The organism is Flavobacterium xinjiangense (assembly GCF_900142885.1).
GTDB lineage: Bacteria > Bacteroidota > Bacteroidia > Flavobacteriales > Flavobacteriaceae > Flavobacterium > Flavobacterium xinjiangense.
On the sequence record NZ_FRCL01000001.1, the window covers coordinates 302,434 to 317,113 of the forward strand.

General features: G+C 34.8%; 9 protein-coding genes. 6 read left to right on the forward strand and 3 right to left on the reverse strand.

Features of this window, described 5'->3' with window-relative positions:
- Window positions 1-115: 115 nt before the first annotated feature.
- On the reverse strand, window positions 116-2,722 hold the full coding sequence (gene mutS / locus BUC23_RS01325) for a DNA mismatch repair protein MutS (protein WP_073204175.1): 2,607 nt from the start codon (window positions 2,720-2,722) through the stop codon (window positions 116-118).
- A 161-nt stretch (window positions 2,723-2,883) separates the two neighbouring features.
- Between mutS and BUC23_RS01330 the strand changes: the two genes are divergently transcribed.
- The 3 genes from BUC23_RS01330 (at window position 2,884) to BUC23_RS01340 (ending at window position 6,172) form a co-directional block, all read left to right on the forward strand.
- Entirely contained in the window at window positions 2,884-3,342 is a 459-nt protein-coding gene (locus BUC23_RS01330; RefSeq protein WP_073204179.1) for a DUF1573 domain-containing protein, read from the forward strand.
- 74 nt (window positions 3,343-3,416) lie between these two features.
- A complete protein-coding gene (locus tag BUC23_RS01335) occupies window positions 3,417-3,953 on the forward strand; it encodes an RNA methyltransferase (protein WP_073204788.1) in 537 nt (178 codons plus the stop codon).
- Window positions 3,954-3,994: 41 nt separating this feature from the next.
- Window positions 3,995-6,172 (forward strand): Ig-like domain-containing protein, encoded by a 2,178-nt coding sequence (locus BUC23_RS01340; protein ID WP_073204182.1) that lies wholly within the window; start codon window positions 3,995-3,997, stop codon window positions 6,170-6,172.
- Window positions 6,173-6,188: 16 nt separating this feature from the next.
- Here BUC23_RS01340 and folK read toward each other — a convergent pair whose 3' ends face one another.
- Window positions 6,189-7,322, reverse strand: coding sequence for a 2-amino-4-hydroxy-6-hydroxymethyldihydropteridine diphosphokinase (gene folK / locus BUC23_RS01345; protein ID WP_073204186.1), 1,134 nt, complete (start codon window positions 7,320-7,322; stop codon window positions 6,189-6,191).
- A 136-nt stretch (window positions 7,323-7,458) separates the two neighbouring features.
- On the opposite strand from folK, the gene sppA reads away from it, so the two are divergent.
- Window positions 7,459-9,219, forward strand: a complete 1,761-nt coding sequence (sppA, locus tag BUC23_RS01350) for a signal peptide peptidase SppA (protein ID WP_073204189.1) — start codon at window positions 7,459-7,461, stop codon at window positions 9,217-9,219.
- A 177-nt stretch (window positions 9,220-9,396) separates the two neighbouring features.
- Window positions 9,397-12,030 carry an AsmA-like C-terminal region-containing protein gene (locus tag BUC23_RS01355; protein WP_073204194.1) on the forward strand — a complete coding sequence of 878 codons (2,634 nt, stop codon included), beginning with the start codon at window positions 9,397-9,399 and terminating at the stop codon, window positions 12,028-12,030.
- Between the two features lie 229 nt (window positions 12,031-12,259).
- On the opposite strand, the gene BUC23_RS01360 is transcribed toward BUC23_RS01355, so the two are convergent.
- Complete coding sequence (locus tag BUC23_RS01360; protein ID WP_073204792.1) at window positions 12,260-13,054, reverse strand: DUF2797 domain-containing protein; 795 nt, start codon at window positions 13,052-13,054, stop codon at window positions 12,260-12,262.
- Window positions 13,055-13,149: 95 nt separating this feature from the next.
- Here BUC23_RS01360 and BUC23_RS01365 point away from each other — a divergent pair, with 95 nt between their 5' ends.
- The gene (locus tag BUC23_RS01365; RefSeq protein WP_073204197.1) at window positions 13,150-14,673 is read left to right on the forward strand and encodes a GH3 auxin-responsive promoter family protein; all 1,524 of its coding nucleotides are present in this window, start codon (window positions 13,150-13,152) and stop codon (window positions 14,671-14,673) included.
- Window positions 14,674-14,680 lie beyond the last annotated feature (7 nt).

Genomic DNA, 14,680 nt, shown 5'->3' on the forward strand with positions numbered 1-14,680 from the left:
TTCCGTATTGCGGATGCAAATTTAGGACATTTATTGAATTACACAAGCCTTTTTTATAAAAAATTCACAGATTAAAGTTAACATTCTGATAACGTAAACTTTAAAACCCAATAAATTATTTTCTGGTTAACATTCTTTTAATTTCATTGAGTTTCATCAAAGCTTCCATTGGAGTTATGGTATTTATATCCAAATTTAAGATCTCTTCTTTGATCTCTTCTAATAAAGGGTCATCCAAATTAAAGAAACTCATTTGCATTTCATCTTTCGCCTCTTTAATTCCGTTTAAAGCATCGCTTGAATGGTTCTTCTCCAGTTTTTTTAATAACTTTTGAGCCTTCAAAATCACTATCTGTGGCATTCCGGCCATTTTTGCCACATGTATTCCAAAACTATGCGCACTGCCTCCTTTTACCAACTTTCGAATAAAAAGTACGGTGTCTTTTAATTCTTTCACCGAAACATTATAATTCTGGATTCTAGGTAATGACTCACTCATTTCATTCAGCTCATGGTAATGCGTGGCGAACAAGGTCTTAGGCTTTGAAGGATGTTCATGCAAGAACTCTGCAATCGCCCAAGCAATAGAAATCCCATCGTAAGTACTGGTTCCTCTCCCAATTTCATCTAACAATACTAAACTACGGTCAGAAATATTATTTAAGATGGAAGCCGTTTCATTCATTTCGACCATAAAAGTAGATTCCCCCATCGAAATATTGTCACTCGCTCCTACTCTTGTGAATATTTTATCGATAATCCCCATTCTTACGCTATCAGCAGGAACAAAACTTCCCATTTGAGCCAACAACACAATTAGGGCCGTTTGACGCAAAATAGCCGACTTACCAGACATATTTGGTCCGGTAATCATAATCAGCTGTTGCGTTTCTCTGTCTAAGAAAACATCGTTGGCAATGTAAGGCATTCCAACGGGCAACTGTTTCTCGATAACAGGGTGTCTTCCGTTTTTAATTTCGAGTTCGAATGTTTCGTCTAATTCCGGACAAACGTACTTATTCTCGATAGCTAATTGTGTAAACGAACACAAACAATCCAATTGCGCTACCAAATTCGCATTCATTTGAACCGGCTTTATGTAGGTAGCAATCCAACTCACTAAATGCTCGAACAATTCCACCTCAATTTTATAAATCTTTTCTTCGGCACCAAGAATCTTGGTTTCGTATTCTTTTAATTCTTCGGTAATGTAACGCTCTGCATTCACCAACGTTTGTTTACGAATCCATTCAGACGGCACTTTGTCTTTATGTAAATTTCTAACTTCAATATAATATCCAAAAACATTATTAAAGGAAATCTTCAAAGAAGAAATTCCAGTTAATTGTGATTCTCGCTTTTCAATTCCTTCTAAAAATTCTTTTCCAGAAGTTGAAATCGCTCTCAAATCATCTAACTCGGCACTGATCCCTTTTGCAATAGCATTCCCTTTAGAAACAGCTACAGGAGCATCTTGATTCAATGTTATTTTTATTTTTTCGCGAAGTAAATCACAACTGTGCAAACTGTCTCCAATTACTTTTACGGCTTCCTGCGGACTTTGCAATGCCAATGTCTTTATTGGAATAATAGCATCCAAAGATTCTTTCAAATAAACTACTTCGCGTGGTGACACTTTCCCAGTAGCAATTTTGGAAATCAAACGCTCCAAATCAGAAATCTGCTTGATTTGATGTTGGATGTTTTTTAAAACGTCCTGATTTTCTTTTAAATACGAAACCACTTCATGACGACTTCGAATTTTATTACTGTCTTTCAACGGCAGGGCCAGCCATCGTTTTAATAAACGACCACCCATTGGCGAAAGCGTTTTATCAATAACATCGAGAAGTGTAACCGCATTTGGATTATAACTGTGATACAACTCCAGATTGCGTATTGTAAATCGGTCCATCCATACATACGCATCTTCCGCAATACGCTGAATGGAAGTGATATGCTGGACTCTATTGTGTTGCGTTTCGGACAAATAATACAAAATTGCGCCCGAAGCAATAATTCCCTCTTTCAATTCTTCGATTCCAAAACCTTTCAGCGATACTGTTTGAAAATGCTTGGTTAGGACTTCAAAAGCGTAATCCTCTTTATAAATCCAATCTTCCAGATAAAAACTGTGATAATCTTCTCCGAAAGTCTCCCTAAAATCATTTTTGTTGTTTTTAGGAATTAGCACTTCGCTGGGATTAAAATTCTGTAGCAGCTTATCGATATATTCCGCGTTTCCCTGAGCAGTGAGAAATTCACCAGTTGACACATCCAGAAATGAAATTCCAATTGATTTATTAGCAAAATATATGGATGCCAAAAAATTATTAGTCTTGGACTGCAAAACCTCATCATTCATTGAAACACCGGGCGTCACCAGTTCCGTAACTCCACGTTTCACAATGGTTTTGGTCATTTTTGGATCTTCCAGCTGATCGCAAATTGCAACACGAAGTCCAGCTTTTACTAATTTTGGCAAATAAGTATTTATAGAATGATGCGGAAATCCTGCAAGCGCTGTTTCCGTTTCGGAACCTGCGCCACGTTTTGTCAGTGTTATACCAAGAATCTTGGACGCACGTACTGCATCTTCACCAAAAGTTTCATAAAAATCTCCTACTCGAAACAATAAACACGCATCAGGATATTTCCTTTTGATCTCGTTATATTGCTTCATTAATGGCGTTTCCTTAACCGTTTTATCTTTAGATGCCAAGTTATTTTATATTTAAAAAATGAAAAAAAATGATCAGCGAATTTATATATTTTAAAACGAATTATAGTGGACTACAAAAAAATTAATATTTTTAAGGAAAAATTAAGCTAATGGCATGATTTTTTCTTTAAATTTGTTTAACTAATTAAAAAAACAAGAAAATGAAAAAAATAGTTACACTAGCGTTATTATTAGTATTAGGAGTTACTGCTTCTAATGCGCAAGAAACATCGAAAGTTACCAAAAAAATAAAAGCTTCAACTGCTAAAATTTCAACTCTAAAAGTTGATGGAGCAGGAATGGTTTTTGTAACTGAAACTATCGATTATGGTACTGTTGCCCATAATGCCGACGGAAAACGTGAATTCGTTTTTACTAATAATGGAAACAAACCATTAATTATAACTAATACTCAAGGTTCATGTGGATGTACAGTTCCTACAACTCCAAAAGAGCCAATCGCTCCTGGTGCAAAAGGTATTATAGGCGTAAAATATGCTACTGACAGAGTAGGTCCTTTCACAAAAACGGTGACTGTAACCTCAAATGCAGCTGGACAAGCAACAAAAACACTCACAATAAAAGGAACAGTTTTAGCAGATGATGCACCAAAAAGCTAATTTCTAAATTTAATTTACATTAAAAAGCTTCCCTACTTGTGGAAGCTTTTTTATTGAAACAAACCCTGAAAAATATGAGAAAACTAGAAAATAGCGAATTGGAAAGAAAATCAATCGAAGCTTTTAAAGAATCTAAAAAGACACCCATTATCTTAGTCTTAGATGATATTCGAAGTTTACATAATATTGGTTCTGTGTTCCGGACCGCTGACGCCTTTTTGATTGAAAAAATATACTTGTGCGGTATTACGGCAACTCCTCCAAATAAGGAAATCCATAAAACCGCGCTTGGAGCAACAGAAACGGTTACTTGGGAACACAGTGACAATGTCCTGACAGTAATTGAAAATTTAAAAAAAGATAATATAATCACTCTGGCAATCGAACAAGTGGAAAGTGCTATTTTTCTTCAAGATTTCAAAGTTGAAAATAATAAAAAATACGCCTTAGTTTTTGGGAATGAGGTCTATGGCGTTTCACAAGAAGCAGTCGCTCTATGTGATGGTTCGATTGAAATACCACAATTAGGAACCAAACATTCTTTGAACATTTCAGTAAGCGCAGGAATTGTCGTTTGGGATTTGTTTCAAAAAATAAATTGGCCTGCATAGATTAATGTTTTTTCAAACAAGAAAAACAATATTTTTACAAAATGGGAAAACATGTTTTTTTTAAAATAATTTTAGTATTAGGATTTTTTACTACGGAAGCAAACTACGCATCCAACTTTGATTATACGATAAAAAAAAATGTTTTCCATAAAACACGCCACACCTTAAATCCAGCTTATAAAAAAAGGGCTCAAGAATCCGTTGCTAGTATTGCTCCCATTCTAATTGCTCAAAACAACAATCAACCCTACTGCCCAGGAACTTCTTTAAATATTGTAAGTGATATATTAATAGCAGACCCCGACAATTTCATCACTTCTATTTATATACAGATTTCTTCGGGCTATATTAACGGTGAAGACGTACTTTCATTGGCAGGAACCCATCCATCAATTACAAGTAATTGGGATGGTTTATCAGGAAAATTTACTTTAACCGGATCAACAGGACAACCAAGCACTGCAGCGTTCATAGCCGCCATAAAAGACATAAAATATTCCAGTAGCAACGCATCTCCTTCGGGAATTCGTAGTTTCTCAATTACAATAGGCCAAGCAAATTACTTAGCCAGAAACGGTCATTATTATGAATACATCTCGAATCCTGGAATCAGTTGGACAGCAGCAAAAGCAGCCGCAGAGAATAGCACTTATTTTGGACTAAAAGGATATTTAGCCACAATTACCGCTCCCGATGAAGCACAACTTTGCGGAGCACAAGCAAACGGAAACGGATGGATTGGTGCCAGCGATGCAGAAACAGAGGGCGTCTGGAAATGGGTAACTGGCCCCGAAAACGGTACTGTATTCTGGAATGGAGGAGTGAATGGCACATCACCAACTTATTCAAATTGGAACATAGGAGAACCTAATAACAGTAATAATAATGAACATTATGCACACGTAAAAGCTCCCGGCGTTACAGGAATCGCAGGGTCATGGAATGATTTACAATTAAACGGGGATGCAACAGGAAATTATCAAGCTAAAGGATACATTGTAGAATTTGGCGGAATGCCAAACGACTTACCACTCCAAATTTCAACAAGTACAACAATCACGATTCCTAAAATTACAAATACAACTCCCTCGCAAAGATGCGATTCAGGAAGCGTGACGCTTAAAGCCTCAGCTTCTGACGGAACTGTAAATTGGTTTGATGCTGCAACCGGAGGAAATCTATTAGCAACAGGAAACTCCTATTCAACGCCAAATTTATCTACAACCACAACCTATTATGTAGATGCAGGTGCTAATTGCACCACCCCGCGAACAGCAATTATTGCGACTATAAATGCTACTCCTATAATAACTTCAACCAATACACCTGCAACAAGATGCGGTGCCGGCGCAGTTACGCTCCAAGCAACTGTTAGTGCAGGGACAATCAATTGGTATTCAGTTGCAACCGGAGGAGCAGTTGAAGGAACCGGGACAAGCTTTATTATTTCTACTATTTCTCAAAACACAACATATTACGCTGAAGCGCAAAATAACGGTTGTACTAGTAGCACCCGAATTCCCGTTGAAATTAAAATTTACACGCCACTTGTCGTTATGGATCAGGAATTAACTTTGTGCAAATCAGCGATACTAACACTTGACGCCCAAATCCCAAACATGACCTATTTATGGTCAACTGGAGAAAACACGCAAACAATTAGCATTAAAACTGCCGGAAATTATTACGTTGATATAACTAGCCCTACACCGGAAAACTGCACCAGCAGGAAAAAGATAAATGTTATTGAACATAATACTCCTGAGATTGATCGTGTTGATGTCAATGAAACAAAAGTCGTAATTTATTTAAAAAAGGAAGAAGCTTATTTTGAATATTCTGTTGACGGCATCAACTTTCAAAATTCAAATGTATTTTTTAATGCGCCCAGTGGCCTGCAAACTGCTTATGTAAGAGAAGTTAATTTCTGTAGTTATGATACAAAACCCTTTATTGTACTAATTGCACCTAAGTATTTCACTCCAAACAATGATTCTTATAATGATGTATGGGAAGTAAAAGGATTGGTAAACTATCCAGAAGCCGAAGTCTCTATTTTTGACCGATATGGAAAGTTGATTACACGTCTAAATGCAAAAAAACTAATGTGGGATGGTACATTTAATAAAAGTTTATTACCGGCATCCGATTATTGGTACATTTTAAAAATTGACAATACCAAACCTCAATTAAGCGGCCATTTTTCTCTTAAAAGATAAGCTCCTCTTAATTTTATCAGCTGATTTTCTGCTGAATCTCATTTAAAATATAAAGATAATCTTCTTGGTTTTTTACAAAATCCCGATCCGAAACATCAATGATTAATACATTTAATTCCGTTTGTGATTTAATATAGTCCAAATAGCCATTATTGATTTTATCTAAATATTCAGCTGGAATTTTTTGTTCATAGCTTCTGCCTCTCTTCTTGATGTTTTGCAACAATCGTTCTGAATTTTGGTATAAATAAATATACAAATCCGGTTTTGGCATTTCTCTATAAATGATATCAAAAAGATTACGATACAAACGATATTCATCCTCTGCAAGCGTGATTTTAGCAAAAATCAACGATTTAAAAATATGATAATCAGCCACTATGAAATCTTTAAACAGATCAAATTGCGCTAAATCATCTGATAATTGCTGGTACCTGTCGGCAAGGAATGACATTTCAAGCGGAAACGCATAGCGGTTTTGGTCTTTGTAAAATTTGGGTAAAAAAGGATTGTCGGCAAAACGTTCCAAAACTGTTTTTGCATTGAAATCTTCCGAAATTTTTGTAGCCAAAGTTGTTTTCCCTGCTCCAATATTTCCTTCAAAGGCAACGTAATTAAATTGTTCCAAAGAAATACTTTGCAAAGGGCTTCTTAATTCCTGGATTACTTTGCAAACACTTTGATCTGGTGAGGATTCTAATAACTCCGAAATTGTTTTTTTGAGAACAGGATGTTTCCAATCTAAATTTAAATCTTGGATAGGCAGCAAAACAAACTTCCTGTTTTGCATTAAAGGATGTGGAATCTGGAGTTTTTCAGAATCAATAATTTCCTCATCAAAAGAGATCAAGTCTACATCTATAATTCGAGATTGATACCCTAGTTTGTTACTTCGAACCCTACCTGATTTTTTTTCAACTTTTAGAACTTGATTTAAAACTTTCTGCGCGGAGTTCGTCGTATGAATAACTGCAACACAATTATAAAAAGCATCACTCTCAAAACCCCATGCCGGAGACTCATACAATCTGGAAACTTTTATTACTGTTCCCACTTCCTGATGAATCAATTGCAAACAATTTTCGATATTTTCCAATCGATTTCCTTGATTACTTCCTAGAGATAAAACGACCTGATGTTGTGATTTCATATTAAGCGCAAATTAACTAAAAGAATTTTAGAATAGAAGTATCTTTGCAAAGAGTGTTGATAACTAATTTTAGAATTTAAAACCCTAAAGCTGTAACAAATTGACCTCTTTTGAGACTTATTAAAAAAATATAAATATGAAATTTTTAGGAAATGTACTGGCTACCATCATAGGTATTTTTGTTTTTTTCATGCTGTTCTTTTTCGGGATACTGATTATTGGAGCCATTTTTGGAGGAGAATCTGAAGGCGTTAAGGTCAAAAGCAATTCTGTGATTGAACTGAATTTAGAAGATATAAAAAATGATTATGCAGGAAAATATAAAGATCCTTGGATGACTATTTTTTCAGAAAACAAAAAAGTAGGTCTAACAGACATAATAAATGCCGTTGAGGAAGCAAAAACGGATGATGATATCAAAGGGATATCAATTCTAAATAACAATTCTTCTATAGGTATGGCCCAAAGCAAAGCGTTGAGAGACGCTCTGGAAGATTTTAAAAAATCTGGAAAATTTGTAATGGCTTATGCCAATTCTTATTCTCAAAAAGAGTACTATTTAAACTCTGTTGCCAATACCGTTTATTTGAATCCTGTAGGTGATATGGATTTCAAAGGTCTTTCTGCTGAACTTATGTTTTTCAAAGATTTACAAGAAAAATCAGGTGTTAAAATGGAAGTGATACGTCACGGAAAATACAAAAGTGCCGTAGAACCTTTCCTTGAAAATAAAATGAGTGATGCTAACAGAGAACAAGTTACCGCTTTATTAAACTCGGTTTGGGCTTCAATTGTAACTGATATTTCCAAAAGCAGAAATGTATCGGTGGCTAAATTAAATGAAATTGCAAACGGGCTTTTGGCAAGAACCCCTCAAATGGCAAAAGCGGAGAAATTAGTCGATGTTATTGCTTACGAAGATGTCTATCATAATGCCATTAAAAACATTTTGAAAGTCGACAAAGACGAAGACTACAATAAAGTTACTATTTTGGATTATGCCAAAAATGTAGCAACAACTTCAAAAATGAGTGATGCTAAGGATCAAATTGCAATTATTTACGCTCAAGGCGAAATCATGAGCGGTGAAGGTGATGTAAATACAATCGGTGAAGGTTCCATGCGCCGTTCGTTGCAAGAAGCACGAAAAAACAAAGACGTAAAAGCAATTGTACTAAGAATCAATAGCCCAGGAGGAAGCGCTTTGACTTCTGACTTGATCTGGCGAGAAATTGAACTGACTAAAAAAGTTAAGCCCGTAGTTGTTTCTATGGGGAATTATGCAGCTTCAGGAGGCTATTATATTGCCTGTAATGCTAATACTATTTTTGCAGAAAACAACACAATCACCGGCTCGATAGGTGTCTTTGGAATATTACCTAATTTCACTCAGTTGGCAACAAAAATAGGAATTAATACAGAACAGGTAAAAACCCACGAAAACGCCGCAAATTATAGTCCTTTTTTACCATTAGACGAAAAATTCAAAGCCGTTACTCTTGAAGGTGTCGAACATATTTACAAAACATTTGTAACCCACGTGGCTCAAGGACGAAAAATGACATTTGCACAAGTGGATGCCATTGCACAAGGAAGAGTTTGGTCTGGTTCTGAAGCTTTAAAAAACGGACTTGTAGATAAAATTGGAGGTTTGGATGATGCCATTCATGAAGCCGCAAGAATCGCAAAAACAAAAAATTACAGTACACAAAACTATCCGGAATACGAGAAAAACTTCAATGATCTCTTAGAAAGTTTACCATTTTCTAACTCTAAAGCAGCCTTTATTAAAGAAGAAATAGGAGAAGAAAACTATAAAATTATGGAACAAATAAAAAGATTACAATCGCAAAAAGGAGTCCAAGCCATGATGCCATTTGAAATCAACATCCAATAGTATTTTTTCAATTTAAATTAAAAACGAATCCGTTTAAGTACTTGCTTAAACGGATTTGCTTTTTGCAATAAACTATTATTTAGGATAATATTAGAAAGTTCTAAATCTTAAACTATTATTTTTGTAGGAAGTCATGCAGATTTTTTGCTAAACTTAGTAATCTAAAGAAAGAACATCATGATAAAGAAAATTCTAGAAATCCTTTTAATTATAATTCTCCTATTTGCAGTTTCGCTGTTTGCTGTACCTTATTTTTTTAAAGACCAAATAAAAGCTAAAATTACCCAAGCCATCAATAACAAAGTTGACGCCAAGGTTTCCTTTGCGGATGCTGACTTGAGTTTGTTCAAAAATTTTCCAAATGCGAATGTTACACTGGACAAATTAGTCATTATTAACAAAGCTCCTTTTGAGGGAGATACTTTAGTTTCATTGGGCGAATTAAATTTAAAAATGTCAATCAAAGAACTTTTTAAAGGCAAAGAAGAAGTGATGAATATTGACGGGATAACTTCCAAAAATGGTTTAATTAATATCATATTCAACAAAGACGGAATTGCGAATTACGATATCGCTTTAAAAGATAAAAAAACTGCAGCCGATGGTAAGAGTAACCCTTTGTCATTAAAAATTCAGGATTATAAAATAGAGAATTTCAAGTTTAAATATTTTGACGAAAGTTCAAAAATAAAAATGGTAATTGATAGTCTGAACCATGAAGGAACCGGGAATTTTGCAGCTCAAAAATTAGATTTGGTTACTAAATCTACTGCGAAAATCTCTTTAGACATGGATAAAGTCAATTATATGAAAAATGTTGCCTTGACTCTCGATGCAGTTTTAGGAATTGATTTAGACAAAAGCAAATACACATTCAAAGAAAACAAAGCACTGATCAACCAGTTGCCACTAGAATTTGATGGATTTATTCAAATGGTAGAAGCGGGTCAGCAATATAATTTAAAATTTAAAACACCAACTTCATCATTCAAAAATTTCTTGGGAGTTATTCCTGCGGCATATGCGGCAAGTTTGAATAATGTAAAAACTACTGGGGATTTTACAGTTGTGGGTTTTGCACAAGGATTGTATTCAGACACCACCGTTCCAAAATTCAAAATTGAAATTGCATCGAACAATGCGTCATTTCAGTATCCTAATTTACCTAAATCAGTTCAAAACATTGTTATTGACACTAAAATCATAAATGAAACGGGTATTCTAAACGATACTTATGTCAACCTTGACAAACTTTCTTTCAAAATAGATCAGGATGTTTTCAATGCCAAAGCAAACATTAGAAATATCACAAAAAACCCCATAATAGACGCCGCTTTAAAAGGAACCATCAACTTGGCTAATGTAACTAAAGCCTATCCTGTAAAATTAGACAAACCTTTATCTGGGATTTTGAATGCGGATGTGACTACTAAATTTGATATGGAATCAGTAGAGAAAAGCCAATATCAAAATATTAACAATGCAGGGACTATGAGTTTGTCCGGTTTCAATTATGTGGATGAAAACAGCAAAACAATGAACATCAGCAATGCTTTAGTTCAGTTTAATCCAAGTCAGGTCGATTTGAAGCAATTCAATGCAACAACAGGCAAAAGTGACATTAGTGTTACGGGAATTTTAGAAAATTTTTACGGATTTATATTTAGAAATCAAGAATTGAAAGGAAATTTTAATATGAATTCCAAGCAATTGGCCGTAAGTGATTTTATAACAACTGCCGACAAAACAAAAAATGCCACGACGATTCAGGATAAAAAAGCAGACGCCATGAAAATTCCAGCTTTCTTGAATTGTACGCTGACTGCAAAAGCGACTACGGTTCTATATGACAATTTAACCTTGAAAGATGTATCTGGAAAACTGATTGTAAACGACCAAAAAGTAACTTTAGAAAATGTAAAAACATCTATTTTTGGAGGAACAATTGGCGTAAATGGAGCTGTTTCCACAAAAGGAAAAACACCTGTTTTCAACATGGATTTAAAATTAAATCAAGTCGATATCGCGCAATCTTTTACGCAACTTGATATGTTGAAAAAAATTGCGCCAATAGCCGGAATTATCAATGGAAAATTAAATTCAAGTATCAAATTAAACGGGAATCTTGATGCAAAAGAATTGACTCCTGATTTAAAAACCTTGACAGGAGATTTATTGGGACAATTACTTTCAACTACTGTAAATTCTACCAATTCAACTTTGTTGACGGCGTTAGGTTCAAATTTGAAATTTATCGATGTAAGCAAAATCAATTTGAATGATCTGAAAGCAGCGATTACCTTCAAAGATGGAAAAGTGAATGTAAAACCATTTGACATCAAGTATAAAGACATCAAAGCGACTATTGGAGGAACGCATGGTTTTGATCAAAGTATGAATTACAATCTAAAATTTGATGTTCCCGCCAAATATTTGGGTTCAGAAGCCAATGCGCTAATTGCAAAACTATCGCCTGCAGATGCTGCAAAATTGCAAAGCTTTCCTATAAATGCCGTATTATTAGGTAATTTTACCAATCCGAAAATCACAACTGATATCAATAGTGCGGTGACGAAGCTCACGACTCAGTTAGTAAACCAACAAAAAGAACGATTGGTTAAACAAGGAACTTCGGCTCTGAGTGATTATATCAATAAGAACAAAAAACCAAATGACACCGCTAAAACAACAACTCCTGCAACTCCCGCAACTAAGGAAGAGGTAAAAGCTAAGGCTGCTGAATTATTAAATGGTTTGTTTAATAAAAAGAAAAAAGTAGAAGAACCCAAAGCGGAGCCTAAAGTTCAATAAAGAATAATTTAAATTATAAAATAGCGGCTTCACTAAAGGTGTTGTAAAAACAACTTGCATTTATAATTAAACCATTAAGAAATTAAGAAAAATTAAGCCTTAAATGGTAACGAAACTTAATTTCTTAATGGTTAAAAAAAGCCAATAGAACCAAAATGGTAGGTTTTCTCCATTCTAAAAAGCAGGAATCCCAATAATTGATTGGAATTCCTGCTTTTTTATGGAGTTTTTATACATTAATTGTTACCACATATCCTTCGGAACCACGAATATTAAAAACCGTTCCGCCTTCAAATATCAGGTATTGGCCTTTTATCCCTGTTAGTTTTCCTTGAAATTGAGGCGTTTTATCTAAACTTAAACTATTTACTTTATTTGGATATTCTAAAACAGGATAGTGCATTTCATATAAATCATTCTTTTGAGAATAGAAATACTCTTGCACTTCTGTAGGAATCAAATGTTCTACTTTCAATCGTTCGGCAATCAAATCCACCTGGTCAAAAGTATTTGTTAGCATTTTTCGCCAATTTGTTTTATCGGCATAATGATTCTTCAAGGCAACCTCCGTAATTCCTGCTAAATATCGATTTGGGACTTCAACAATCGAAATGGCTTTGTTTGCACCCTGATCAATCCAGCGCGTAGACATTTGCGTTTTTCTGGTAACTCCTACTTTCACTTCGCTTGACAAAGCTAAATATACAATATGAGGTTGTAATTGTACTTTCTCTTCATAAACCAAATCCCTGTCCTGAATACCCAGATGCGCAGTACTCAACTCGGGTTTCATAATCCAATCTCCCACTGCAGCACTAGAATAAAAGCAATCGTAGCAAAATCCCTGACGGAATATCTTTTTCTTTTTTCCGCAATTCAAACATTGGAATCCAACAAAATTAATTTCTATATTTTTGTTCAGCAATTGATTCACATTCAAAAAACTATTTTCAAAAACCAAGTAATATTGAATTGGGTTTCCAAATTCAGTCTGCATTTTCGTAAGTACACCTTCGTAAGTCATTGTGATTAAAGTTTCAGGTTTAACGCTACTAGTTAAACAAATTTTGTTATTTTTGGTAAAGTTATAACTCACAATTCATAATTCATAATTTAAAAATGCCTCTAACCATAATCAATTCGTTTGCTTCTTGGGTTCTTAAACAACGAATCCATCAGATCGAACTTTTCTTGAAATATCCTAATGAAGTTCAGGAAGAATTGCTTATGAATTTAATTCATTCTTCAAAAAATACTGTTTTAGGCAAAAAATATGAATATGCATCGATAAATTCCTATGCGACTTTTGCAGAAAGAATCCCTATTTCTACATACGAAGAATTACAGCCGCTGATTGAGAGAACCCGCAAAGGAGAACAAAATGTTTTTTGGGAAACGCCTATAAAATGGTTTGCAAAATCAAGCGGCACAACCAATGCCAAAAGTAAATTTATTCCGGTAAGTAACGAAGCGCTGGAAGATTGTCATTATAAGGGAAGTAAAGATTTATTGTGTTTGTATCTGAACAATAATGAAGATTCGGAACTTTTTCTAGGAAAAAGTCTTCGCCTTGGCGGAAGCTCCCAAATATACGAGGACAACAATACATTCTTTGGGGATTTGTCAGCAATATTGATTGAAAATATGCCTATTTGGGCTGAATTCAGCAGTACGCCAAGCAATAAAATCTCCCTAATGAGTGAATGGGAAACAAAGATTGCTGCGATTATAAACGAAACAAAAAACGAAAATGTAACCAGTTTTGCTGGCGTTCCTTCCTGGATGTTAGTTTTAATGAATAAAATGTTGGAGGAAACCGGAAAAGGCAATTTATTCGAACTTTGGCCGAATCTCGAAGTATACTTTCACGGTGGTGTGAATTTTGAACCGTACCGAGAACAGTATAAAAAAATACTCCCGAAAAAAGATTTTAAATATTACGAAATATACAATGCCTCTGAAGGTTTTTTCGCCATTCAGGATTTAAATTATTCCAGTGATTTATTATTGATGCTGGATTACGGAATTTTCTATGAATTCATTCCAATGGATACTTTTGGAACGCTAGATCAAAAAGTTATTCGGTTGGCGGATGTAGAACTTTTCAAAAATTATGCCTTGGTAATTACCACTAATTCCGGTTTGTGGCGTTATCTGATAGGAGACACTGTGCGTTTCACCTCATTGAATCCCTACCGTATTCGGGTTACCGGCAGAACCAAACATCATATCAATGTTTTTGGAGAAGAACTAATGGTCGAAAATACGGATCAGGCTATTGCCAAAGCGTGTAAAATGACCCAAATGCAAGTAGTCGATTATACCGTTGCTCCCATATTTATGGAAGGTAAAGAAAAAGGAGCTCATGAATGGATGATTGAATTCAAGGATAATCCTGCTGATGTGTCTCAATTCCAGAAAGCTTTGGATGACTCGATACAATCCCTAAATTCTGATTACGAAGCAAAACGCTACAATAACATGACGTTGAATCCGCTAGTAATTAATGTAGCTCGAAAAAACTTATTCTATGATTGGTTAAAAGGAAAAAATAAACTCGGTGGTCAACATAAAATTCCAAGATTATCAAACCAAAGAGATTATCTGGAACAATTGAAAAGTATGCAGTTTCAAACCGTATAAAAAACAG